The sequence below is a fragment of the Nocardiopsis dassonvillei genome (assembly GCF_964273065.1).
Lineage (GTDB): Bacteria > Actinomycetota > Actinomycetes > Streptosporangiales > Streptosporangiaceae > Nocardiopsis > Nocardiopsis dassonvillei_B.
In genome coordinates, this window is record NZ_OZ186815.1 from 2,994,677 (window position 1) to 3,017,942 (window position 23,266).

Annotated in this window: 20 protein-coding genes; 4 read left to right on the forward strand and 16 right to left on the reverse strand. The window is 71.9% G+C overall.

Annotated features, from left to right (window positions below; genetic code table 11):
* Positions 1–492 precede the first annotated feature (492 nt).
* Together proC and ACSUPR_RS13210 are read right to left on the reverse strand one after the other, a co-directional pair.
* Complete coding sequence (proC, locus tag ACSUPR_RS13205) at positions 493–1,287, reverse strand: pyrroline-5-carboxylate reductase (RefSeq protein ID WP_436891585.1); 795 nt, start codon at positions 1,285–1,287, stop codon at positions 493–495.
* Positions 1,288–1,380: 93 nt separating this feature from the next.
* Positions 1,381–2,316 (reverse strand): sugar phosphate isomerase/epimerase family protein, encoded by a 936-nt coding sequence (locus ACSUPR_RS13210; RefSeq protein ID WP_436891586.1) that lies wholly within the window; start codon positions 2,314–2,316, stop codon positions 1,381–1,383.
* A 155-nt stretch (positions 2,317–2,471) separates the two neighbouring features.
* Between ACSUPR_RS13210 and ACSUPR_RS13215 the strand changes: the two genes are divergently transcribed.
* A complete protein-coding gene (locus ACSUPR_RS13215) occupies positions 2,472–3,089 on the forward strand; it encodes a class I SAM-dependent methyltransferase (protein ID WP_436891995.1) in 618 nt (205 codons plus the stop codon).
* Between the two features lie 92 nt (positions 3,090–3,181).
* Here the strand turns inward: ACSUPR_RS13215 and ACSUPR_RS13220 are convergent, their stop codons facing one another.
* Both ACSUPR_RS13220 and ACSUPR_RS13225 read right to left on the reverse strand, forming a co-directional pair.
* A complete protein-coding gene (locus ACSUPR_RS13220; RefSeq protein ID WP_436891587.1) occupies positions 3,182–3,745 on the reverse strand; it encodes a C40 family peptidase in 564 nt (187 codons plus the stop codon).
* Positions 3,746–3,981: 236 nt separating this feature from the next.
* Positions 3,982–4,887 carry an SGNH/GDSL hydrolase family protein gene (locus tag ACSUPR_RS13225; RefSeq protein WP_436891996.1) on the reverse strand — a complete coding sequence of 302 codons (906 nt, stop codon included), beginning with the start codon at positions 4,885–4,887 and terminating at the stop codon, positions 3,982–3,984.
* 248 nt (positions 4,888–5,135) lie between these two features.
* Between ACSUPR_RS13225 and radA the strand changes: the two genes are divergently transcribed.
* Positions 5,136–6,485 (forward strand): DNA repair protein RadA, encoded by a 1,350-nt coding sequence (gene radA, locus ACSUPR_RS13230; RefSeq protein ID WP_436891588.1) that lies wholly within the window; start codon positions 5,136–5,138, stop codon positions 6,483–6,485.
* Between the two features lie 18 nt (positions 6,486–6,503).
* On the opposite strand, the gene ACSUPR_RS13235 is transcribed toward radA, so the two are convergent.
* Positions 6,504–6,866 carry an SSI family serine proteinase inhibitor gene (locus tag ACSUPR_RS13235; protein ID WP_436891589.1) on the reverse strand — a complete coding sequence of 121 codons (363 nt, stop codon included), beginning with the start codon at positions 6,864–6,866 and terminating at the stop codon, positions 6,504–6,506.
* A gap of 84 nt (positions 6,867–6,950) precedes the next feature.
* Positions 6,951–7,727, reverse strand: coding sequence for a hypothetical protein (locus ACSUPR_RS13240; protein ID WP_436891590.1), 777 nt, complete (start codon positions 7,725–7,727; stop codon positions 6,951–6,953).
* Between the two features lie 64 nt (positions 7,728–7,791).
* On the opposite strand from ACSUPR_RS13240, the gene ACSUPR_RS13245 reads away from it, so the two are divergent.
* Entirely contained in the window at positions 7,792–8,667 is an 876-nt protein-coding gene (locus ACSUPR_RS13245; protein ID WP_436891591.1) for an A/G-specific adenine glycosylase, read from the forward strand.
* 6 nt (positions 8,668–8,673) lie between these two features.
* Here ACSUPR_RS13245 and ACSUPR_RS13250 read toward each other — a convergent pair whose 3' ends face one another.
* The 7 genes from ACSUPR_RS13250 to lysX all read right to left on the reverse strand — a co-directional run bounded on the left by ACSUPR_RS13250 (position 8,674) and on the right by lysX (position 17,561).
* Positions 8,674–9,525, reverse strand: coding sequence for a DUF3105 domain-containing protein (locus tag ACSUPR_RS13250; protein ID WP_436891592.1), 852 nt, complete (start codon positions 9,523–9,525; stop codon positions 8,674–8,676).
* A gap of 246 nt (positions 9,526–9,771) precedes the next feature.
* Complete coding sequence (locus ACSUPR_RS13255) at positions 9,772–12,282, reverse strand: ATP-dependent Clp protease ATP-binding subunit (protein ID WP_436891593.1); 2,511 nt, start codon at positions 12,280–12,282, stop codon at positions 9,772–9,774.
* A 725-nt stretch (positions 12,283–13,007) separates the two neighbouring features.
* Positions 13,008–13,349, reverse strand: a complete 342-nt coding sequence (locus tag ACSUPR_RS13260) for a histone-like nucleoid-structuring protein Lsr2 (protein ID WP_436891594.1) — start codon at positions 13,347–13,349, stop codon at positions 13,008–13,010.
* A gap of 225 nt (positions 13,350–13,574) precedes the next feature.
* Positions 13,575–13,856 carry a hypothetical protein gene (locus ACSUPR_RS13265; RefSeq protein ID WP_436891595.1) on the reverse strand — a complete coding sequence of 94 codons (282 nt, stop codon included), beginning with the start codon at positions 13,854–13,856 and terminating at the stop codon, positions 13,575–13,577.
* A 463-nt stretch (positions 13,857–14,319) separates the two neighbouring features.
* Complete coding sequence (locus ACSUPR_RS13270) at positions 14,320–14,916, reverse strand: amino-acid N-acetyltransferase (RefSeq protein ID WP_436891596.1); 597 nt, start codon at positions 14,914–14,916, stop codon at positions 14,320–14,322.
* 142 nt (positions 14,917–15,058) lie between these two features.
* The gene (locus tag ACSUPR_RS13275) at positions 15,059–15,379 is read right to left on the reverse strand and encodes a LuxR C-terminal-related transcriptional regulator (RefSeq protein ID WP_436891997.1); all 321 of its coding nucleotides are present in this window, start codon (positions 15,377–15,379) and stop codon (positions 15,059–15,061) included.
* A gap of 673 nt (positions 15,380–16,052) precedes the next feature.
* Entirely contained in the window at positions 16,053–17,561 is a 1,509-nt protein-coding gene (gene lysX, locus ACSUPR_RS13280) for a bifunctional lysylphosphatidylglycerol synthetase/lysine--tRNA ligase LysX (protein WP_436891597.1), read from the reverse strand.
* Positions 17,562–17,736: 175 nt separating this feature from the next.
* Here lysX and ACSUPR_RS13285 point away from each other — a divergent pair, with 175 nt between their 5' ends.
* The gene (locus ACSUPR_RS13285; protein ID WP_436891598.1) at positions 17,737–18,675 is read left to right on the forward strand and encodes a cation diffusion facilitator family transporter; all 939 of its coding nucleotides are present in this window, start codon (positions 17,737–17,739) and stop codon (positions 18,673–18,675) included.
* 212 nt (positions 18,676–18,887) lie between these two features.
* Here the strand turns inward: ACSUPR_RS13285 and ACSUPR_RS13290 are convergent, their stop codons facing one another.
* From ACSUPR_RS13290 to panC, 3 genes are all read right to left on the reverse strand, one after another.
* A complete protein-coding gene (locus tag ACSUPR_RS13290; RefSeq protein ID WP_436891599.1) occupies positions 18,888–19,667 on the reverse strand; it encodes a type III pantothenate kinase in 780 nt (259 codons plus the stop codon).
* Between the two features lie 83 nt (positions 19,668–19,750).
* Complete coding sequence (locus ACSUPR_RS13295) at positions 19,751–22,345, reverse strand: L-aspartate oxidase (protein WP_436891600.1); 2,595 nt, start codon at positions 22,343–22,345, stop codon at positions 19,751–19,753.
* A gap of 46 nt (positions 22,346–22,391) precedes the next feature.
* The gene (gene panC / locus ACSUPR_RS13300; protein ID WP_436891601.1) at positions 22,392–23,261 is read right to left on the reverse strand and encodes a pantoate--beta-alanine ligase; all 870 of its coding nucleotides are present in this window, start codon (positions 23,259–23,261) and stop codon (positions 22,392–22,394) included.
* Between the last annotated feature and the right edge of the window lie 5 nt (positions 23,262–23,266).

Genomic DNA, 23,266 nt, shown 5'->3' on the forward strand with positions numbered 1-23,266 from the left:
ACCGCCATAAGGAGGGTTACCACCGGAGGGCGGACCCACAGGAGCACCACCCGCCGGAGTACCGCCATAAGGAGGGTTACCACCGGAGGGCGGACCCACAGGAGCACCACCCGCCGGAGTACCGCCATAAGGAGGGTTACCGCCGGCCGGCGGACCGGCCGGAACACCGTCGGCGGGGGTGCCGCCGTGAGGGGTGCCCTGGCCGCCCGGGGGTGGGCCGCCCGGGGGCGGCACGGGGCCTTCCGGCTGCCGGGACGGGTCTGGGGATGAAGGGGGAAGACTCATGGAAAGGCCCTGGGTCGGGGGACGGGGGAGGCGGCCCTGCCTCCTGGGACCTGGCAGGGCCTTTCGAGGGCGCTCGCACCCTCCCTCTGAACACTACCTATGTACCCGGACGGGCCCTTCGCGCATTCCGACCGTTTTCGGCCACCCCTCGGAGGAACCGGCCGCCGCCCCGGCGCGTCTCAGCACCTCGAGGCGGCGGGACCCCCGTCAGCTCCCCGAGAGCGCGCTGCTGCGGTCCCGGGCCGCCTCGATCGCGTCCGTGAACGCGGTGCGCACCCCGTGCCGCTCCAGCTCGCGCAGCGCCGCCGCGGTGGTGCCGCCCGGCGAGGTGACCGCCTCGCGCAGGACCACCGGGTGCTCCCCCGAGCCGTTGAGCATGGCGGCCGCACCGGTGATGGTCTGCCCCACGAGCTTCTGCGCGGTGGCGCGCGGCATGCCCATCGCCACCCCGGCCTCGATCATCGTCTCGGCGATGAAGTAGAAGTAGGCGGGCCCGCTGCCGGAGATGGCCGTGACGGTGTCCATGTGCTGCTCGCCGACCCGGATCACCTCGCCCACGGTTCCCAGCAGCGCCTCCGCGCGCTCCAGGTGCCCGGCCCCGGCGTGGGCGCCGCCCGCGACCGCGGTCATCCCCTGTCCCATGAGGGCGGGGGTGTTGGGCATGGCCCGCACCACCGGGGTGCCCGCGGGCAGGTGGTCCTCCAGCACGGCGGTGGTGAGCCCGGCGGCCACGGAGATGACGAGCCGGTCGGGGGACAGGTGCGGGGCGAGGTCGTCCAGCAGGGCGACCATGTCCTGCGGCTTGAGGGCCAGGAGCAGCGTTCCGGCGCGCTTGGCGGCCTCGTCGGCGGACACGACCTCCACGCCGTAGCGCTCGCGCAGCTCGGCGGCGTGCTCCGTGCGCGGCTCGGTGACGAGGACGTCCTCCGGCGCGTGGCCCTTGCCCAGCATCCCGGCGAGCAGCGCCTCGCCCATCTTCCCGGCACCGATGATCGCGATCATGAAAAGGGTCCTCTCTGCGGTCCCCTGACACGCTAGCCGCCCCGGAGGACCGGGGTGGACCCCGCATCTCATCCCTTGGTACGCGGGGCCCGCTCAGTCGTCGCCGCCGCCCTCCACCGTCCCCGCGGAGTCCACCTCGAACAGGCGGGGCGGGGTCGACGGGCGGCGTCGCAGCAGGGCGATCCGCTCGCGCCGGTCACGCGGCGGTCCCGCCGCGGACGGCTCGGCGGGCCGGGCGAAGTGCAGCCGGGTGAAGGCCAGCGCCTCGGCCAGCTCCCGCAGCCGGGCCTGGCGGTCGGGCGCCTTGCGGGTGCTCACCTCCAGCACCAGCTGCCCCTCGAAACCGCCGGCGGCCAGGTGCTCCAGGACCTCGGCGACCGGCTGGCGGCCCCGGCCCGGAATGAGGTGCTCGTCGAGGTTCTGCCCGCCGAAGCCGTCGGCGACGTGGATGTGGGAGAGGCGGTCGCCCAGCCGCTTGGCCATGTCCAGGGCGTCGGAGCCGGACATCGCGGTGTGCGACATGTCGAGGGTGACGTCGGCGTAGTCGCGGTCGAGGGGGTTCCAGCTCGGGGCGTAGGGCACGACCTCGCGGTCGCGCACGCGCACCGGGTACATGTTCTCGACGGCGAAGACCACGTCGGTCTCCTCCTGCATGCGGGCCACGCCGACCTCGAACTCCCGGGCGTAGTCGCGCTGCCAGCGGAAGGCGGGGTGGACCACGATGGTCGTGGCGCCCAGGGCCTCGGCCATCTCCTTGGAGCGGACGAGCTTGCCCCAGGGCTCGCGCCCCCACACCCTCTGGGTGAGGACGAGGCACGGGGAGTGGACTGCGGTGACCGGGATCTGGTGGTAGTCGGAGAGCCGCCGCAGCAGGTCGATGTCCTGGCTGGCGGGGTCGGAGGAGACGAGCACCTCGATGCCGTCGTACCCCAGTTTCGCGGCGATCTCGAAGGCGGCCGGGGTCTTCTCAGGGTAGACCGACGCCGTCGAGAGGACGACGGGCGCGTCTGGTACCTGGATAGCGCTCACGTGGACAGGGTATGCGCTCCGGAGCCCGCCGTGGGAGGCCGCCGTGTGAACACGGCGCGCCGCCGGTAGGCTCTTCGCCCATGATCCCCAGGGAGGCCGTCCCCAGCCCGAACATCTGGCACCATCCCGACGTCTATGAGCTGGAGAACCTCGCCGTGGACCCGGACGGGGTCATCGAGGCGGCGATGGAGCGCATCCGCCCGATGGCGGGCGCCCGGGTGCTGGACATCGGCTGCGGCACCGGGTTCCACCTGCCCCGGTTCGCCGGGACCGCGGCCCGGGTGACCGGTGTGGAGCCCCACCCCGCGCTGGCGGCGCGGGCCCGGGCGCGGGTGGCGGGGCTGCCCGGCGTCGAGGTGCTGAACGGGGTGGCCCAGCGGCTGCCCGTCCCCGACTCCGTCGTCGAGGTCGCGCACGCGCGCTGGGCCTACTTCTTCGGCCCCGGCTGCGAACCCGGCCTGGCCGAACTCGACCGGGTGATGCGCCGTGGAGGGGTCGCCTTCGTGATCGACAACGACGCGACCCGCTCCACGTTCGGCGGCTGGTTCCGACGGTCGCTGCCGTCGTACGACCCGGCCGCCGTCGAGCGGTTCTGGTCCTCCCGCGGGTTCGAGCGCGAAGCCCTGACGATGCGCTGGGACTTCACCGACCGCCGCGCCTTCGAGGCGGTGGTGGGGATCGAGTTCCCTCCGGCCCTGGCCGCGGAGATCATCGCGGGCCATCCGGGGACCGCGGTCGACTACGCGGTCAATCTCTGGTGGCGGAGGTACTGAGCACCCTGTGGGTGCGGGCCGCCGGGGTCACCCCCCGGGAGGGCGTGTGCCCGCGGACGCCGGCGCGGTGCGCGCGGCTCGCGGGGGCGGCGTCACAGCCGCACGGCTCCGGCGAGGTTGTAGCGGGTGACGTCCCGCTCCCGGACCTTGTCGCCCGTGCGGGGCGCGTCGATCATGCGGCCGTTGCCGAGGTAGATGGCGACGTGGTAGGCGTAGCCGCCGCTGTCGGTCCAGTAGAGGAGGTCGCCCCTCCTGGCACTCGAGTAGCCGATCCTGGTGCCGGCGTTGACCTGGTCCTGGGCGATGCGGGGCAGGTTCACCCCGGCCTGCTTGAACGACCACTGGACGAGGCCGGAGCAGTCGAACCCGCCGGGCCGGTTGCCGCCCCAGGCGTAGGGCGTCCCCTTCTGCGACTCCGCGGCCTCGATCGCCCTCTCCGCGGTCGCGGAGGAGAGTTGCGGAACGCGCACACCCGGGGCGGTGGAGGCGGCGGGGGCCGCCTGCGCGGGGCCGGGCGCGGCGCCGAGCGCCAGCGCCGCGGCGAGGGCGGCGACGGCGAACGCACGTCTCCGGGACCGCCGCAAGGGCGAGGCCTGTCGCCCCGGGTCCGCGGGACGACAGGCCTGAGTTCGCTCGTGGTGTCGCGGTAGTCGCACTGGTCCTCCATGCCGAATGTCGGTCCGCCGTGGCGTCCGCGTCACCGCGACGCGGATGGATCCGCTACGACGCACGTTTCATTCGTCACACAGACACCACGAAAAATCACTCTCCGTAGTCTAATCCATCTCCAAAAAAGGTAAAGCATGCTTGACGGTGAGTCATATAACCAGGTCAAAGCGGCAGAAAAAGCCCTTCGCCTCCTCCGGGCCCATCACTCACCGTCGCGGTTGTGCTAGGCGACGGGGACACCGAGCGCGGTGGAGACGCGGTCGGCCACCGCGGCCATGCCCGCGGCGTTGGGGTGCACCGGGGCCGCGGAGTTCTGCGGGACGATGCCCTCCACCCAGCGCTCGGAGCCCGACGAGCAGATGTCGTGCCCGCGCTCCAGCACGTCGACGAAGGCCGCGCCGTGGGCGGCCGACTCCTCGGCGATCATCCTGTTGAGCGCGGTCTGCACGCCGTCCAGGAAGGCCACGTCGCCGCGGGCGATCGGTTCGCGGGGCCAGCAGCCGTTCTTCTCCGGGAGGATCTGGAGGTAGCCGACCGCGAGCACGGTCGCCTCCGGGCTGCGCTCGGCGATCTCCCCGTACACCCCGGAGATCTCGTCGCGCAGGTCCTCCACCCTCCGGTCCAGCTCGTCGCCGTAGTAGCGCTGGCAGGGGTTTCCCAGCGGGTTCTCCAGGCTGCGCTTGGCACAGGTGGTCAGGACGTCCACGAACCCGAAGTCGTTGCCGCCGATCCCCACCGTCACCAGGTCGGTGTCGGGGGTGAGGGCGTCGAACTGGGGGGCGAGCCCCGCGTACTGCGGCTCGTGGAAGTCGTCGGTGACGGCGCCCGAGCAGCTGGCGTCGGTGAACGAGGCGACGCCCAGCCGGTCCGCCGTCAGCTGGGCGTAGTTGGCCGAGGAGCGCAGGCAGCGGGGGTCGGAACCGGGCGCGTACGGCGGGATCAGCGGACCGGAGGTGAACGAGTCGCCCAGGGCGACGTAGTGCTCGAACGCGGCCTCCCCCGTCCCCTCGGCGGCCGCGGGTGCGGCGACCAGGGACAGGCCGACGGCGGCGGCCGCGACCAGGGCGGCCCTGCGGGAGCGTCGGGGCTTCACGGGCGTTTCCGGGGAGAAGGGGGCTTCGGGGGACATGGACGGCGTGTCGGTGCGGGGCACGCGGGTCTCCTCTCCAGGGAGCGGGGGGTTCGTCGGAGGTTCCGGACCCTAAGAATTCTGTAACACGGCCTTCACGGAAAGTGTCCTAACCCGTAGGTAACTTTCATGTGGCGCGCCGTGTACGCCCCTCGCCGACGGTCCGGGAGGAAGCCGCGGTCGGCGGGCGCGAGGGGGCGGGCGGCGGGCGGGCCCGAGCGTCCCCGGCAGGCGTTAGCGTGTCGGACATGGCCAAAGCGAAGACGACGTTCCGGTGCGCCGAATGCGGCTGGACCAGCCTCAAGTGGGTGGGCCGCTGCGGGGAGTGCCAGGCGTGGGGCACGGTCGAGGAGGCCGGGGCCCCGGCTCCCATGGCGGTGACCCCGTCCGCGGTGACCTCCCGGGCCCGCCCCATCACCGAGATCAGCGTGGAGAGCGCGGAGGCCGTCCCCACCGGTATCGACGAGCTCGACCGGGTGCTGGGCGGCGGTGCCGTCCCCGGCGGCGTGGTCCTGCTCGCCGGCGAGCCCGGCGTCGGCAAGTCCACCCTGCTGCTGGAGGTGGCCGCCAAGCGCGCCCAGGCCGGTCCCGTCCTGTACGTCACCGGCGAGGAGTCCGCCGGGCAGGTCCGCCTGCGCGCCGAGCGCCTGGGGGCGCTGTCGGACAAGCTGTACCTGGCGGCGGAGACCTCCATCGCCACCGTGGCCTCGCACGTGGACGCGGTGTCCCCGGGCCTGCTCATCGTCGACTCGGTGCAGACCATGATGTCCCCCGAGACCACCGGCGTCCCGGGCGGCGTCACACAGGTGCGGCAGGTGACCGGCGCCCTCATCCAGATCGCCAAGGAGCGCGGGATCGCCACGGTCCTGGTCGGGCACGTGACCAAGGACGGCTCCATCGCCGGCCCGCGCCTGCTGGAGCACCTGGTGGACGTGGTCCTGCACTTCGAGGGCGAGCGCCACTCCCAGCTGCGCCTGCTGCGGGCGGTCAAGAACCGCTACGGCCCCACCGACGAGATCGGCTGCTTCGAGCTGACCGAGACCGGCATCGTGGGGCTGGCCGACCCCAGCGGCCTGTTCCTCACCGAGCGCACGGACCCGGTCCCGGGCACCTGCATCACCGTCGCCCTGGAGGGGCGGCGGCCGATCATCGCCGAGGTCCAGGCGCTGGTGGCGCCCACTCCCCTGCCCGCGCCCCGGCGGGCCACCTCGGGCCTGGACACCTCCCGCGTGAACATGATCCTGGCGGTGCTGGAGAAGCGCACCGGGATGAAGCTGGCCAGCCTCGACGTCTACGCCTCCACGGTGGGCGGGGTGCGCCTGACCGAACCGGCGATCGACCTGGCGCTGGCGATGGCCGCGGGAAGCTCCCACAACGACGTCGCCCTGCCCCGGGGCCTGGTGGTGGTCGGCGAGGTCGGCCTGGCCGGGGACGTGCGCACGGTCACCGGTGCCCGCCGCCGGGTGTCCGAGGCACAGCGCCTCGGCTTCACCGAGGCGATCGTGCCCAAGCACTTCGGCGATCCGGTCCCGGGCATCCGGATCCACGAGGTCGAGGAGCTCAGCGAGGCCCTCACCCGGGTGGCCCGCCGCCGCTGAGCCCGGGGCCGCGCCGCCCTAGAACGCGAAGACGTCCCCCTTGGCCATCCTGAGCTGGCAGGGGTTGCCGAAGGTCCGCTCGAAGTCCTCGCGGCCCGTGGCGGTGGCGGTGACCGGGCGGTACTCCAGGGTGCAGACGCCCTCGGCGGGGGCTATGGCCTCGATCGACCCGGCCTCGGCGATGGCCGCGCAGGCCGCCTCGGCCTCGGGGTGGGTGCCGCCCACCGGGTCGCAGTCCAGGGTGGTGACGGAGCGCTGACCGGTGCTCTCGTCGGTGACGGAGAGGACGTACGGGGCGGAGTAGCGCTCGGCCGAGGCCGTCCCGGGGGTGAGCGAGAGCGCGGTGAGCAGGGCGAGGCCGCAGGCGGCGAGACGTTTCATGGAGGACTCCCGGAGAGGAAAACACGGACGGCACTCATCGTAATCACATGAGTGCCGTCCGTGTTCGTTTTTCCGGGGTCCGGCTCAGGCCTTCAGCTGGAACACCTTCTGGTCGGTCGATCCGGCGTAGTCCCCGTGCAGGTTGGCGCGGTACCAGCCGGGCTTGGCCTCGGAGGTGCCCTCGCGGCAGTCGGTGAAGGATCGCACCCGGTCCCAGGTGATCGTGAACTCGTGCGGCACGCCCCGGCTCAGCTGGCGGTCCTCGCGGGTCTCGCCCCGCACGCAGTCCGCGGTGGAGAAGACGCGGTCGTCACCGGAGTGGATGCGCAGCTCCAGGGCCTCGCGGCCGACGTCCACGGTGCAGGTCTGCTCGGCGGTGTTCACCACGGTGACCTTGAAGGCGGGCTTCTGCCCGGCCCCGTAGATCTCCTTGTCGGCCTCCGCGAAGTCGAAGCCGACCACCACGTCCTGGGGCCGGCACAGGTCCTCCGGCTTCTCGGGCGCGGCCACACCGCCGCCACCGCCGCCGCCGGATCCGCCCTCCCCTCCGGACCCCCCGTCCTCGGCCCCCTCGGCGTCGGAGGGGTCGGCGGAGGCGGAGGGGTCCTCGCTCGGTGAGGCGTCCGCCTCGGACGGCTCCTCCTCCGGTTCCGGGGACGGGGAGGGGTCCTCCGGTGACACACTGGGGGAGGCGTCCTCGCCCAGACTCGCGTCGGACCGGGTCGTCTCCCCCTCGTCCCCGCCGCCCGGACGGCAGGCGAAGACGATGAGGGTGAGCACCAACATGACCCCGGCCAGCACGAGGGCGCGCCGCTTCCAGTAGGTCTCAGGACTGACGGGATGTCCGGTACTTGACGCCATGCGCCGTAGTATTGCGGTTTTGCGGGCGCGCCACCTACTCAACCCGCCGATCCCCGGTTTAAAGATGAGCGATAACCCTTACAGCACCGCCGTTCTGGCCTGGTACGAGGCCAACGCCCGCGATCTCCCCTGGCGGGCTCCGGGGGCCTCCCCCTGGTCCGTCCTGGTCAGCGAGATCATGCTCCAGCAGACCCCGGTCGTGCGGGTGCTGCCCGCCTGGCGGGCCTGGATGGAGCGCTGGCCCACACCTGCCGACCTGGCGAAAGACTCCCCGGGCGAGGCGGTCCGCATGTGGGACCGCCTCGGTTACCCGCGCCGGGCTCTGCGCCTGCACGCCTGCGCGACGGTGATCACCGAGGAGCACGACGGGGTCGTCCCCGACGACCACGCCACCCTGCTGTCACTCCCCGGCGTCGGTGCGTACACGGCGGCGGCCGTGGCGAGCTTCGCTTTCGGCCAGCGCCACGCCATTCTGGACACCAACGTGCGCCGGGTCCTGGCCCGGGCCGAAACAGGCATCGAGTACCCGCCGAAAACCCAGACCAAGGCCGAGGTGACCCTCGCCGAGAAGCTGCTGCCGCCCGAGGCGTCCGTGGCCGCCCGCTGGGGTGTGGCCGTGATGGAGCTCGGCGCCCTGGTGTGCACCGCCCGCTCGCCCAGGTGCGTCGACTGCCCCATCGCGAACCAGTGCGCATGGACGGCGGCGGGGCGGCCAGCGCACAGCGGGCCGCCCCGGCGCGGCCAGACCTACGCGGGCACCGACCGCCAGGTGCGCGGCCGCCTGCTGGCGGTGCTGCGCGACTCGGCCGGGCCGGTGCCCAAGGACGCCCTGGACGCCGTCTGGGACGACCACGTGCAGCGCGAGCGCGCCCTGGACGGGCTGGTCGTCGACGGCCTCGTGGACCCGCTGGAGGACGGCCGCTACGCTCTGCCGTCCTGAGCGGCCTCAGGCGGTGGTGGAGTCCTCCTCCAGGAGGGCCTCCACCTCGGCCCCGGTCTCGGTGACGCCCTGGCTGCACAGCGCTCCGGGTTCCGGGGCGTTCGGGCTCTGGACGTACTCGCGCAGGAAGGCACCGAGCGCCGGCTCCTCCGGACCGCCCAGGTGGATCTGGGCGCCCCAGGCGGAGGCCACGACCGGTGCGGGCAGACCCTCCATCGGACTGATCACCAGGTAGTCCCCGGGGCTGTACAGCCCCTCCAGCGCGGCCACCTGGTCCGGGGGGAGCGACGGGTCGTAGGTGATCCACACCGCTCCGTGCTCCAGCGAGTGCACGGCGAACTCCTCCCGCAGCGGCTCGGTGTACACGCCGCAGTCCTGCCAGGAGGAGTAGTGCGGTCCGCCCGCCGGGGGGAACATGTCGTACTCGACGCGCTCCCCCGTCTCGACGTGGGAGGCGTCCAGGTCCTCGAAGGTGAGGACCTCCGCGTCGGCGAGCGCGCCGTCCCCGCCCGAGGCCGGGCCGGACGCGGGGCCGCCGAGGGAGGAGGCGTAGAACCACACGCCGCCGCCGACGATCAGCAGCACCAGGACCAGGGCTCCGGCGACGATGCCGATGACGAGACCGGCCGAGGACTTCTTCTGCGGCGGCGGATATCCGCCGGGCGGCTGCGGCGGGCCGTACCCGGGCTGGGGGCCGTATCCACCGGGCGGCGGTGGTCCGTATCCGCCGGGCGGCGGGGCGCCGTACCCGCCCGGGGGCTGCGGCGGGCCGTACCCGGGCTGGTGGGGGCCGTGGCCCGCCCCGGGCGGCGGGCCCTGGTGATGGGGGTCGTTACGGGGATCATGCGGCTGAGTCACGTCTGCACCCTAACCGGTCCCCGTTCCCGGCCCCGGGGCCGGGAACGGCCGCGAGGCCGGGAACGGGGGGCGTCCACGGGGTTCCGGAGGCCCGGAGCGGACGTCCGGGGCACGGGGACGCCCACGCAGGGCCGGAGGTCCCCGTCCCCCGGCGCCTGCGCGCGAGCCGAAGCGAGGCGGGGGCGCAAAGAGGCAGGGGCGCCCCGAAGGGCGCCCCTGCCGGCGGACCGCGTCACACCGGGTGCGTCACTCGGCCTTGCCCGCGGCCGACTCCTCGACCTCGGGGGTGTCCGGAACCGCCGCCGGCTTCGGCACGCCCTTGAAGGTGAGCTTGGCGTCGGTGCCCTCGCCCTCGGCGTCGATCACGACGATCTGGCCGGCCTTGAGGTCGCCGAACAGGATCTTCTCCGAGAGCTGGTCCTCGATCTCCCGCTGGATCGTCCGGCGCAGCGGCCGGGCGCCCAGGACCGGGTCGAAGCCCCGCTCCGACAGCAGCTTCTTGGCCGCGGGACGGAGCTCGATGCCCATGTCCCGCTCCTTGAGGCGGTTGTCGAGGCTGGAGATCATCAGATCCACGATCTGGAAGATCTCGCCCTCGGTCAGCTGGTGGAAGACGATGATGTCGTCCACGCGGTTGAGGAACTCCGGCCGGAAGTTCTGCTTGAGCTCCTCGCCGACCTTGGCCTTCATGCGCTCGTAGTTGGTCTGGGCGTCGTCCTCCTTGGCGAAGCCCATGGCCACGCCCTTGGAGATGTCCCGGGTGCCCAGGTTGGTCGTCATGATGATGACCGTGTTCTTGAAGTCGACGTTGCGACCCTGGGCGTCGGTGAGACGGCCCTCCTCCAGCACCTGGAGGAGCGAGTTGAAGATGTCGTTGTGGGCCTTCTCGATCTCGTCGAACAGGACCACCGAGAACGGCTTGCGGCGCACCTTCTCGGTGAGCTGGCCGCCCTCCTCGTAGCCGACGTACCCGGGCGGGGAGCCGAACAGCCGCGAGACCGTGTGCTTCTCCATGAACTCGGACATGTCCAGCTGGATCAGCGCGTCCTCGTCCCCGAACAGGAACTCGGCCAGGGTCTTGGACAGCTCGGTCTTACCGACACCGGACGGGCCGGCGAAGATGAACGAGCCACCGGGACGCTTGGGGTCCTTCAGACCCGCACGCGTGCGCCGGATCGCCTGGGAGAGCGCCTTGATGGCGTCCTCCTGGCCGATGACGCGGCGGTGCAGCTCGTCCTCCATGCGCAGCAGCCGGGAGCTCTCCTCCTCGGTGAGCTTGAAGACCGGGATGCCGGTGGAGGCGGCCAGGACCTCGGCGATGAGCTCCTCGTCCACCTCGGCCACGACGTCCATGTCGCCGGCCTTCCACTCCTTCTCCCGCTGCGCCTTCTTGGCGAGCAGCTGCTTCTCGTCGTCGCGCAGCGAGGCGGCCTTCTCGAAGTCCTGCGCGTCGATCGCGGACTCCTTGTCCCGGCGGACTCCGGCGATCTTCTCGTCGAACTCGCGCAGGTCCGGCGGCGCGGTCATGCGGCGGATGCGCATGCGCGAGCCGGCCTCGTCGATGAGGTCGATCGCCTTGTCCGGCAGGAACCGGTCGCTGATGTAGCGGTCCGCGAGGTTGGCCGCGGCCACCAGGGCGCTGTCGGTGATGGAGACCCGGTGGTGGGCCTCGTACCGGTCGCGCAGGCCCTTGAGGATCTCGATGGCGTGCGTGATGGTCGGCTCGTCCACCTGGATGGGCTGGAAGCGGCGCTCCAGCGCGGCGTCCTTCTCCAGGTACTTGCGGTACTCGTCCAGCGTGGTCGCGCCGATGGTCTGCAGCTCGCCGCGGGCCAGCATGGGCTTGAGGATGGAGGCGGCGTCTATGGCACCCTCCGCCGCGCCCGCACCGACCAGCGTGTGCAGCTCGTCGATGAAGAGGATGATGTCGCCGCGGGTGCGGATCTCCTTCAGCACCTTCTTGAGGCGCTCCTCGAAGTCACCGCGGTAGCGGCTGCCCGCGACCAGGGCGCCCAGGTCGAGGGTGTAGAGCTGCTTGTCCTTGAGCGTCTCGGGGATCTCCCCCTTGACGATCTTCTGGGCCAGGCCCTCGACGACCGCCGTCTTGCCGACGCCGGGCTCGCCGATGAGGACCGGGTTGTTCTTGGTCCTGCGGGACAGGACCTGCATGACCCGCTCGATCTCCTTGTCCCGCCCGATGACCGGGTCGAGCTTGCTCTCCCGGGCCGCCTGGGTCAGGTTGCGGCCGAACTGGTCGAGCACCAGGGAGGTCGACGGGGTGGACTCCGAGGAGCCCGTGGTCGCCTGCGGCTCCTTGCCCTGGTAGCCGTGGAGCAGCTGGATGACCTGCTGGCGGACCCGGTTGAGGTCGGCGCCGAGCTTGACCAGGACCTGGGCGGCGACGCCCTCGCCCTCACGGATGAGACCCAGCAGGATGTGCTCGGTCCCGATGTAGTTGTGGCCGAGCTGGAGTGCCTCCCGCAGGGACAGCTCCAGGACCTTCTTGGCCCGCGGCGTGAAGGGGATGTGCCCCGACGGCGCCTGCTGGCCCTGGCCGATGATCTCCTCGACCTGCTGCCGAACCGCTTCGAGGCTGATACCGAGACTTTCCAGAGCCTTGGCGGCGACGCCCTCACCCTCGTGGATGAGGCCGAGCAGGATGTGCTCCGTACCGATGTAGTTGTGGTTGAGCATCCTGGCCTCTTCCTGGGCCAGAACAACCACTCGCCTCGCGCGGTCGGTAAACCTCTCGAACATGTCTCGTCGCTCCTCTACAGAGCGGTCAGGCAGGGTCGGTTCCCACCGACCCGACTCTTCCGCATATCGGCCCCACAGGGATAACCGCCCCGGGGAGCACTGTCGCACCCGTCCGAACCGTTCGACCGGCTGCCGAGCGGACGGACATCTCCGCCACGATCCGGCCGAAGCCGTCCGTGCCAGAGACTTTCCCCGACGATAGGGCGTTCACCCAACATCCAACTACCGATTGCGGCGTCAGATTTCCCTGTACGCCGAAGGCGAACGACCCGGCACTCCCATCGTGCCGGGAGTGACCGGGTCGTTGCTTGTACAGGCCGGAATAATCGGCTCTCAGCGAACAGGCTCCGTGTTGTTCAGCCGGAAGCGAAATTGCGGGAAAGCGATCGGCGATCCCGGTCCGGTGGTCTCTGGAGAGGCACCGGGATCGGCCCGAAGCGGTCCGGCGGGTGATCCGGTCCCACCGCTCCCCCGGTCCTCCGGCTCGCCCCCGTGGGCGACGGGCCGTGACGCGTCCTCGCCGATGAGCGGCGCGGGGGTCCGCGCCGGGGCCGTCGACCCGCGGACCGGATGCCCCGCTCCCCCGGGATCCCCGCCGCGGCGGGGATCCGCGTCCCACGGCCGGGGCCGTGCCGCGCGGGATCGGGGGGCTCGGTCCCCCGGTGACGCCGGCCGGAATTCGATCAGGTCCCGGCGACATTTCGGCGTACCCGGGGACGGGCGGGCTAGCCCTTGATCGCCTCGTATTCGGCGACGATGGCGGCGGGGATACGCCCGCGCTCATTGACGGGCTTGCCCGCGGCCTTCGCCCAGGCACGAATCTCCGCGCTGCGCTCACGGCTGGGGGCATTGCGGCTGGCGGCGCGGCGACCCGTCGCCCGGCCCGCCTTCGGCGAAGCCTTGCGGGCGGCGTCGACGAACGGAGTAAGTGCCTCACGAAGCTTGGCGGCATTACTCGCACTGAGGTCGATTTCGTACACGGAGCCGTCCAGACCGAACGTGACCGTCTCCTCGGCCTCGCCACCGTCGAGGTCGTCGACCAGGAAAACCTGGACCTTCTGTGCCATGGAATCAAACCTTTCAGAAGAGCGGTGTCTCCACACCTGAATATAAAGCTATCCCCCGGCCCGCTGGAACACAATTGGCGACGTGCCGGAAATCACCCGCCGGACACCGCCGCCCGGCCATGGAGGGATCGCCGGGGGTGATCAGGGGGCCGTGTGCTCACACGAAACATCACCGGAACCGGCCCGTGGCGGCCGGTCCGGGGATGTGGTCGGTCAAGGACCGTATCAACGGTCGCCGGATTCTTCGCCTTCCGCGCTCCGGACATTCGCCGTCCTGTTCGCCGCGCCGTCCTCCCCGGCAGCCCGAGTACTCTCGCCCGCGGCACCGGAGGACCCGGGCGCACCCTTGCCCACCAGGCTTCCGTCCATCCGTCGCGGCGCCATCTCGCGGCGCAGCAACTTGATGATGAAGTAGCAGAACACGAAGGCGACGACCACCGGGGGGATGAGCGCCGACAATACGTCGAGCAGCCCGGGGGGAAGCACCGACGACAAAAAGTCACCCATCGAAGCACTCCACCCTTCCTGGTTGTTACTTATTGCAGCAAATACCCGACTCAGTGTCGGGAGACTCCTGGGGGGATGGCGCCCGACGGGACGGGCAAACGCATACCGGACATCATAGACACCGTATCCCCTGCTTTGACCGGGACGGTACCGGGACCCGGTACGGCAAACCGGGGGGAGTCAATACTCGGCGCCCTTCGGTGTACCGGCGCGCCGGGGCGAAGAGACCGCCCGGGTCGCCGAAGGGGCGAAATCACGGCCCTTCCGGGCTCCGCCGAACTCGCCGCCGAACTCGTTGCGGCCGCGGCGGCTCCCGGCGCAGGTACACATTACCTTCCCTCTTCCACTTCCATACCACCCGGTGTGCCCAATCGCGGGTTCGAGTCCCGGTACCGGCTTCACCCCGCCGGTGCGTTTGCGCGGGGCATTGGGGGAACGCGGTGCCAAGAGAGTACGAAAACCTTTAGCCACCGGCCTTCTCGGTTCCGGAGCCGAGGTGTACGAGCATCCGGGTGTTGCCGAGGGTGTTGGGTTTGACGCGTTCCAGATCGAGGAATTCGGCGACACCCTCGTCATAGGAGCGCAGGAGTTCCTCGTACACGCGGGAGGACACCGGGGTCCCCTGGATCGGCGCGAAGCCGTGGCGCGCGAAGAATGCCGTCTCGAACGTCAGGCAGAACACACGCTGGACACCCAGGGCGCGGGCGGTGTCCAGGAGCGCGGCGACGATCCGGTGGCCGATACCGAAACCGCGCAGGGACGGGTCGACGGCCACGGTGCGGACCTCGGCCAGGTCCTCCCACAGGACGTGCAGTGCGCCGCAGCCCACCAGCCGGCGCTCCGTGACCTCTTCCCCCGCGCCTTCGGGGCGGGGTTCCCCGGGGACACCGTCGGCGACGATCTCGGCCTCGGCGACCCAGAACTCCTGGACGTCCTCGTAGAGGTTGACCGTGCTCTTGGAGAGCACGCGCCGGTCTGCGGTGTAGGTGTCGACGAGTCGGCGGATGTGCGCGACATCGCCGGTGCGGGCGCGCCGCACCTGTACATGACGAACGGGCATAACCGGTCCAGACTATGCCCCCGGGGCCCCGCGGGGATCACCGGCTCGCTCTCGGCCGGTGAACGCGGGTGCCCTGGGCGCCGGACCGGCATGCCCGTGGTCGGTCCCCGGACGGGCCGGGGAGGAGGGTGCGTTCGGATCGTCAGATCAGCTGGCGCCGGGCGGCCCAGACGACCGCCTCGATCGGGGTGTTGACCCCGAGCACGTCGCAGATGTTGCGGATGCGCCGACGCAGGGTGCGAGCACTCAGCTCCAGGTGCCGGGCGGCGACCTCGGTGGTGACACCGGTCGCGATCTCGGCGAGGAGCTCGATCTCTTCGTGACTCAGTTCGACCGGCGTGTACGGACCGACGGCGGCTTCGCGGGGGCGGCTCTGCAGGGGAACCACGTTCTCCCGGTGCTCCCGGGCCTGCGCTGTGCTCTGGTCCTCAACGGTGCGTCGTACGAGTGTGGCCTGTTCCACTCCGTCCTCCCTCATCATGTGAGTGCGGAACATCAACTCGTCACCTGGTGTGATGCGAGTGCGTCGGGCGGGGTTCCGACGCACGGCCCCGTGGCGCGAACCCCCCGCGCCGTTCCTCTGGCACAGGAACGGAAGGGTTGTCCGGGCACGGGTCACACGACCCCTGATGCGTTGCGGCCTGGGACGGACAGACCGCACCGGTGGGTGCTGCGTGCGCGCGAGGGGGGATCCGGGAACTCCCGGTGCTCCTGACGCGCTCCGCGTTACTCGATCCACTTCGGCGAACTCGCGGGTCTCGACCCGCTCTCAGCACGCTAGGCGGATGATCAGATACCGTCAAGGCCAGATAAATCACCATGGGTGACGACCATGGGACCACCAGTCGCAGGGTCACAGAAAGGGAAATTCTTTCTCGGTGCTGACCTGCGAAAACCCTGACCACCCCCGGAGAGGTCAGTGAAGGCGTCGGTCCCGGGAAAAACTTCGCCCCGTTCGGACCGGCCCGGGGCCCCTCGGCGGCCCCGGAGGCCGGGCACCGGAGCGCCGCGCACACGACCTGCGCCGGAAAAGCCGAGGGGGCGGTGGCGCCGCGCACAGGGCGCGGCGCCACCGCCCCGCTTTCGGACATCCCCCGCACCGGGATAAGGACCCGGCAAATGGGGCGCCAAGAAAGTCAGGCGTCGTTCCCCTCGGGCTTCACGATCGGGAAAAGAACAGTTTCCCGAATGTTCTTGCCGGTGAAGGCCATCAGCATCCGGTCGATGCCGACCCCCACACCGCCGGTCGGCGGCATGCCGTACTCCAGGGCCCGCAGGAAGTCCTCGTCGAGCTGCATCGCCTCCGGGTCGCCCTCGGAGGCCATCAGCGACTGCTCGGTGAGGCGGCGGCGCTGCTCGACCGGGTCGACCAGCTCCGAGTAGCCCGTCCCCATCTCCATGCCGAAGCCGATGAGGTCCCACTTCTCGGTGAGCAGCGGGTCCTCGCGGTGCTGGCGGGTGAGGGGGCTCGTCTCCAGCGGGAAGTCCCGCACGAACGTCGGCTGGATCAGCGTGTGCTCCACCAGCTCCTCGAAGACGTGCTCGACCAGCTTGCCCGGCCCCCAGGCCGGGTCGTACTCCACGCCCCTGGCCTCGGCCAGGCGCCGGACCTCCTCGACCGGGGTGCGCGGGTCGACGTCGGCGCCCAGCGCCTCGGACACCGCCCCGTACAGGGTGATCTGCGGCCACTCCCCGCCCAGGTCGTACTCCACCCCGTCGCGCTCGATCACCGTGGTGCCGAACGCGGCGCGGGCCGCCTCCTGGATGAGCTCGCGGGTGACGTCCGCCATGACGTTGTAGTCGGCGTACGCCTGGTAGAACTCCAGCATCGTGAACTCGGGGTTGTGCGTGGAGTCCGCGCCCTCGTTGCGGAAGTTCCGGTTGACCTCGAACACCCGCTCCAGACCGCCCACGACCAGCCGCTTCAGCGACAGCTCCGGGGCGATCCGCAGGTACAGGTCCATGTCGTAGGCGTTGATGTGCGTGGTGAACGGCCGCGCCGTGGCACCGCCGTGCACCCGCATCAGCATCGGGGTCTCGACCTCGATGTAGTCGCGGGCGGTGAGCCCGTCCCGGATCGCGCGGATGGCGGCCGACCGGCGGCGCACCATCTCGCGGGACTCGGGGTTGACGATGAGGTCGACGTAGCGCTGGCGCACCCGGGCCTCGGGGTCAGTGAGGCCCTTGTGCTTCTCCGGGAGCGGGCGCAGGCACTTGGCCGTGAGCGTCCAGGAGCGCACCATGATGGACAGCTCGCCGCGGCGGGAGGTGATGACCTCGCCCTCCACGCCCACGTGGTCGCCGAGGTCGACGTCGGACTTCCAGGCGTCCAGGCGCTCCTGGCCGACCCGGTCCAGCGACAGCATGATCTGGAGGTCGCCGCTCTCGTCGCGCAGGGTGGCGAAGCACAGCTTGCCGCCGGTGCGGTACAGCATCACGCGGCCCGCGATGGAGACCTCGACCCCGGTGGCGGTGTCCGGCGGCAGGTCGGCGTGTTTGTCACGCACGGCGCCGATCGACGTGGACCGCTCGAACACGACGGGGAAGGGGTCGATGCCCTCCTCGCGCAGGCGGTCCAGTTTCTGGCGCCGAACTCTCATCTGTTCGGGCAGGTCGTCGTAGGTGTCGTCGTGCGTGTGGTTCACACACGCGATCCTACCGGCGCGGCGCCCCGGGGTCGGCCGTCCGCGGTGGCCGCCGGAACCGGCCCGGAGGATGAAATCGGGCTCCGCGCTCACTACGATCGCACTGCCCGGCCATTGACCCCGGCAGATCGCGGCACCCCTCAGCAGTGCATTTTCGAGAGACGGAAAAAATTCGGTGAGTGTTGAAGGAAGCACCAAGGCCGTTGTCATGGCCCTGTGCGCGAACATCGGAATCGCCGCGACGAAGTTCGGCGCCTACGTCCTGACCGGGTCGTCGGCGATGCTCGCCGAGTCGATCCACTCGGTGGCCGACTCCAGCAACCAGGGGCTGCTGCTCCTTGGCGGCAAGCGCGCCCGGCGCGCCGCGACCAAGGAGCACCCGTTCGGCTACGGCCGGGAGCGCTACATCTACTCCTTCATCGTGGCGATCGTGCTGTTCAGTGTGGGCGGCCTGTTCGCGCTCTACGAGGCCTGGCACAAGATCTCCCACCCCGAGCCGATCACCGAGTGGCGGTGGGTGCCGGTCGCCGTGCTGGTGGTGGCGATCGGGCTGGAGTCCTTCGCCATGCGCACGGCCATCAAGGAGTCGAACGAGGTGCGCGGCGACGCGACCTGGGTGCAGTTCGTCCGCCGGGCCAAGTCGCCCGAGCTGCCGGTCATCCTCCTGGAGGACGCCGGCGCCCTCATCGGCCTGGTCTTCGCGCTGATGGGCGTGGGCCTGACCCTGGTCACGGGCAACGGACTCTGGGACGGCCTGGGCACCGCCGCCATCGGCGTGCTGCTGGTGGCGATCGCCATCGTGCTGGCCATGGAGATGAAGAGCCTGCTCATCGGCGAGTCCGCAACCGACGAGCACGTGCGCGAGATCGAGCGGGCGATCGTCTCCGTCGAGGACATCGACCGCCTCATCCACATGAAGACGCAGCACATCGGCCCGGAGGAGCTGCTGGTGGCGGCCAAGGTCGCGGTGGACGCCCAGGACGACGCCGGGCGGGTGGCGCGGGCGATCGACGAGGCGGAGGCGCGCATCCGCGAGGCCGTGCCGATCGCGCGGATGATCTACATCGAGCCGGACCTGTATCGCCCCGCGGGGACCGGGGCCGCGGCGGAGTAGCCGGCCCGGGGTGGGCCCGGCCGGTGGCGGCGTGTGGAGAACGCCGCCACCGGCCGGGCTTCTCCGTGGAACCGGGCGGCCGCCCCTGGCCACGGGTGCGGTCCCGGTGCACGGGCCGCGCGGGCACCGATCCGGCCGCGCGTCCGGCGCCGCGAGGGGGCCGGACGCGGGCGGGGGCGGGGTGCCGGCCGGCGCCCCGCCCCCGCCCGCGTTCAGGAGTTGCGCTCGAACACCAGGCGCAGCCCGATGAGGGTCAGCCAGGGCTCGTGCACGTCGACGGTCTCGCACTCCCCCACCACCGTGGAGGCCAGGCCCCCGGTGGCCACCACCGTGACCTCGTCTGGGTTGTCGGTGAGCTCGGCGACCATCCGGTCGACGATCCCGTCCACCTGCCCCGCGAACCCGAACACGATCCCCGAGCGCAGCGCCTCCGTGGTGTTCTTGGCGATCGCGGCGCGGGGGCGCACGATCTCCACCATGTGCAGCTGGGCGCCGCGCCGGGACAGGGCGTCCACGGAGATGTCGATGCCCGGGGCGATCGCGCCGCCCACGTACTCGCCCTTGGTGCTGACCGCGTCGAACGTCGTGGCGGTGCCGAAGTCCACCACCACGGCCGGGCCGCCGTAGAGGTGGTCGGCGGCCAGCGCGTTGATGATGCGGTCGCTGCCGACCTCCTTGGGGTTGTCCATCCGGATCGGGACGCCCGTCTTGACGCCCGGCTCGACGATCACCGCGGTGACGTCCTCGAAGTGGCGGCGGAACATGTCCCGCATCTCGTGCTGGACCGAGGGGACCGAGCAGCACAGGGCCAGCCCGGTGATGTCGTCCACCCCGCCGTGCACGCCCCCCTCCAGGAGGCCCCGCAGCACCACCGACCACTCGTCGGCGGTGCGCCGGGTGTCGGTCCCCACTCTCCAGTGCTCGAGCAGGTCCTCACCCTCGAAGAGACCGAAGACCGTCTCGGAGTTACCGACGTCGATCGCCAGCAGCATGGACCCTCATCCTGGTCGAAGTGTGCTTTGAGGGAATCCTCCCCCAATTCCGTCCTTCACGGGAAGTCCGGCGATGGAACCGGTCACATCAGGTCGAGCGCGATGTCCAGGGCGGGGCTCGAGTGGGTGAGGGCGCCGACGGCGAGGTAGTCCACCCCGGTGCCGGCGACGGCGGCTGCCACGTCCAGGGTCAGGCCGCCGGAGGACTCCAGGCGGGCGCGCCCGGCGACCAGGGCCACGGCCTCGGCCAGCTGCTCCACGGTGAAGTTGTCGAGCAGGATCTCCTCGGCACCCGCCGCCAGGGCCTCCTCGATCTGGTCGATCCGGTCGACCTCGACCTCCAGCGGAACGCCGGGGAAGCGCTCGCGGACCGCGCGCACGGCCGCGCCGACACCGCCCGCGGCGACCACGTGGTTGTCCTTGATGAGCCCGGCGTCGCTGAGGCAGTAGCGGTGGTTGACCCCGCCGCCGCAGCGCACGGCGTACTTCTCCAGGGCGCGCAGCCCGGCGTGGGTCTTGCGGCTGTCGCGGACGCGCGCGCCGGTCCCGGCCACGGCGTCCACCCAGGCGCGGGTGGCGGTGGCGATCCCGGAGAGGTGGGTGAGCAGGTTGAGCGCGGTGCGCTCGGCGGTGAGGAGGTCGCGGGTGCGGGCGGTGACGGCCATGAGGACGTCGCCGCCCTTGACGGTGTCGCCGTCGGCGGCCGACCGGGTGATCTCCAGGGCTCCGTCGGCCACCAGCCAGAACACCAGCTCGGCCAGTGGAAGGCCGCTGACGGTGCCGTCGGCGCGGGCCACCACATGGGCGGTGCGGACCTGGTCGGCGGGGATGGTGGCGACGGTGGTGACGTCGATCCCGGCCCCTCCGGTGAGGTCCTCGGCCAGGGCCCGGCGGACCAGGTCCACGTGAGCCTGGTGGGGCGCGGTCCAGGGCAGGGTGAACTCGTCGCGGGCCTCCCCGCCGGGGCCGTCCCCGGCCAGGGGGAACGCGATGGCGTCGAGTTCGGCGACGAGTCCGGGGGGCAGCGAGGGGGTCCAGGGTTCGTCGGTGGCCACGGGTGTGTCCCCTTCCAGTCGGACGATCACCGGGCGGACCCGCCACCGCGGGCGGGGGCCGGTGTGGTCGGCTCGTTGATGGGCGCCGCGGCTCTCGGTGCGGTGGACCGCGGCGGCGGCCACGAGGCGGGCCACCGTGAGCAGGTCGGCGGCCTCCCAGGAGGCCGTGTCCGGGGTGACCGGGCCGGCTGGAACGGCGAGGGCGTCCAGCTCTGCGACCAGGGCCGCCAGGCCCTCGCCGGTGCGCAGCACCCCCGCGTGCCGCGACATCAGGGCGCGCAGCCGGGTGGTGACGGCCGGGTCCGGCAGGGCCGTCACGTGTGGGGCGGGCTCTCCCCCGGTCGGCAGCGGGCGCGGTTCGGCGGCCAGGCGGGCGGCGATGCGCTCGGCGAACACCAGGCCCTCGAGCAGCGAGTTGGAGGCCAGCCGGTTGGCGCCGTGGACCCCGGTGCGGGCGACCTCGCCCACCGCCCACAGGCCGGGAACGCCGGTGCGTCCCTCGATGTCCACCTCCACACCGCCGGATGCGTAGTGGGCGGCGGGGGCGACGGGGACGGGCTCGGTGAGCGGGTCGATGCCGTGCTCGCGGCAGGAGGCCAGGATGGTCGGGAAGCGGCTCTCCCAGACGGCCGCCCCGAAGTGGCGGGTCTCCAGGAACACGTGGTCCACGCCCTGCTCCGCCATGGTCGCGGCGATGGTGCGGGCGACCACGTCGCGGGGGGCCAGGTCCGCGAGCTCGTGGACGCCCTCCATGATCCGCCTCCCGGCGGCGTCCACCAGGTAGGCGCCCTCGCCGCGCAGAGCCTCCGAGACCAGGGGCTGGCGGCCGCGGGCGTGGGGGCCCAGCCAGAGCACGGTGGGGTGGAACTGGATGAACTCCAGGTCGCGCAGGCGGGCCCCGGCCCGGGCGGCCAGGGCGAGCCCGTCCCCCGTGGACACCGGCGGATTGGTGGTGGCGGCGAAGACCTGGCCGAGTCCGCCGGTGGCCAGGACCACGGCCGGGGCCAGGGCCGCACCGACGCCGTCGCGGCTGCCCTCCCCCATGACGTGCAGCGAGATGCCGCAGACGGCTCCGGTGCCGGGGTCGCGCAGGGCGTCCAGGGCCACGGCGTGCTCGATGATCTCGATGCGCTCCTCGGCCAGCACGGCGGCGACCAGGGCGCGCTGGATCTCCGCCCCGGTGGCGTCGCCCCCGGCGTGGGCGACGCGGTCGGCGCGGTGGCCGCCCTCCCGCGTGAGGGAGAGTCCGCCGTCGGCGTCGCGGTCGAACTCGGTGCCCAGGTCGATGAGGCGGCGCAGCGCCCCGGGCCCCTCCGTCGCCAGGACGTGGACGGCGTACGGGTCGGACATCCCGGCTCCGGCCAGGTGGGTGTCGACCATGTGGGCGACCGGGTCGTCGCCGGGTGCCACGGCCGCGGCGATGCCGCCCTGGGCGTAGGCGGTGGAGCCGGTGGAGATCCGGTCCTTGGTCACGAGCACGACCCGCCGCCCGGACCCGGCATGGCGCAGGTAGCCGAGCGCGGTGCTCAGGCCCGCGATGCCGGAACCGACGATGACGACGTCGGCGGTGACGGTCCAGCCCGGCGCGGGTGCGTCGAGCCGGGTCGGGGTGGCTGTGCTCATGGGGATCTTCTTCCGCGGGGCGCGCAGTGTCGCAGGGTCCGGTGGTTCAGAAGCGGATCGACGTGTTGTCGATCAGGCGGGTGGCGCCGACCCTGGCCGCCAGGGCCAGTACCGCGTCGCCGCGGTGGTCGTCGGCGGCCTCGGTGAAGGTGGCGGGGTCGATGAGGGCCAGGTAGTCGAGCTCGACCGGGGGTTCGGCCGCGGCCGCCTCCGCCAGCACCGCCGCGGCGGCCGCGCGGGCGGCCGCCACCCCCTGTCCGGCGGCCGCGCGGGCCGCGTCCAGGGAGCGCGACAGCGCCAGGGCGGAGGCGCGCTCGGCGGCGGAGAGGTAGATGTTGCGGCTGGAGGAGGCCAGGCCGTCGGGGTCGCGCAGGATGGGCGCACCCACGATCTCCACCGGGAAGTCGAGGTCGGCGACCATGCGGCGGATGAGCGCGATCTGCTGGGCGTCCTTCTCGCCGAAGACCGCGAGGTCGGGCCGGACCAGGTGGAAGAGCTTGCCGACCACCGTGAGGACGCCGGTGAAGTGGCCGGGCCGGGAGGCGCCCTCCAGCCGTTCGCCCATCTCCCCCGCCTCGATGGTGACCACCGGGCGGCCGGTCGGGTACATCGTCCCGGTCTCGGGGGCGAAGACGATGTCCACGCCCTCCCCGGCGCACAGGGCGGTGTCGCCCTCCAGGTCGCGCGGGTAGCGGTCGAAGTCCTCGTTCGGGCCGAACTGGAGGGGGTTGACGAAGATGCTCACGACCACGGTGTCGGCCCGTTCCCGGGCGATGCGCATGAGGCTCAGGTGCCCGCCGTGCAGGGCCCCCATGGTGGGGACGAGCGCGGTGGTCCCCGAGCCCGGGAGGGCGCGGCGCAGCTCGTCGGGGGTGCGCACGACGAGCGGGGTGGAGCGGTCGGTGGATGCGGTCATGGAGT

Coding starts and splice junctions, on each gene's coding strand:
- proC (WP_436891585.1), bottom strand. CDS start 1,287: ATGATCGCGATCATCGGTGCCGGGAAGATGGGCGAGGCGCTGCTCGCC.
- ACSUPR_RS13225 (WP_436891996.1), bottom strand. CDS start 4,887: ATGTCCCCCGAAGCCCCCTTCTCCCCGGAAACGCCCGTGAAGCCCCGA.
- radA (WP_436891588.1), top strand. CDS start 5,136: ATGGCCAAAGCGAAGACGACGTTCCGGTGCGCCGAATGCGGCTGGACC.
- ACSUPR_RS13235 (WP_436891589.1), bottom strand. CDS start 6,866: ATGAAACGTCTCGCCGCCTGCGGCCTCGCCCTGCTCACCGCGCTCTCG.
- ACSUPR_RS13240 (WP_436891590.1), bottom strand. CDS start 7,727: ATGGCGTCAAGTACCGGACATCCCGTCAGTCCTGAGACCTACTGGAAG.
- ACSUPR_RS13245 (WP_436891591.1), top strand. CDS start 7,792: ATGAGCGATAACCCTTACAGCACCGCCGTTCTGGCCTGGTACGAGGCC.
- ACSUPR_RS13255 (WP_436891593.1), bottom strand. CDS start 12,282: ATGTTCGAGAGGTTTACCGACCGCGCGAGGCGAGTGGTTGTTCTGGCC.
- ACSUPR_RS13260 (WP_436891594.1), bottom strand. CDS start 13,349: ATGGCACAGAAGGTCCAGGTTTTCCTGGTCGACGACCTCGACGGTGGC.
- ACSUPR_RS13265 (WP_436891595.1), bottom strand. CDS start 13,856: ATGGGTGACTTTTTGTCGTCGGTGCTTCCCCCCGGGCTGCTCGACGTA.
- ACSUPR_RS13270 (WP_436891596.1), bottom strand. CDS start 14,916: ATGCCCGTTCGTCATGTACAGGTGCGGCGCGCCCGCACCGGCGATGTC.
- ACSUPR_RS13290 (WP_436891599.1), bottom strand. CDS start 19,667: ATGCTGCTGGCGATCGACGTCGGTAACTCCGAGACGGTCTTCGGTCTC.
- ACSUPR_RS13295 (WP_436891600.1), bottom strand. CDS start 22,345: ATGAGCACAGCCACCCCGACCCGGCTCGACGCACCCGCGCCGGGCTGG.
- panC (WP_436891601.1), bottom strand. CDS start 23,261: ATGACCGCATCCACCGACCGCTCCACCCCGCTCGTCGTGCGCACCCCC.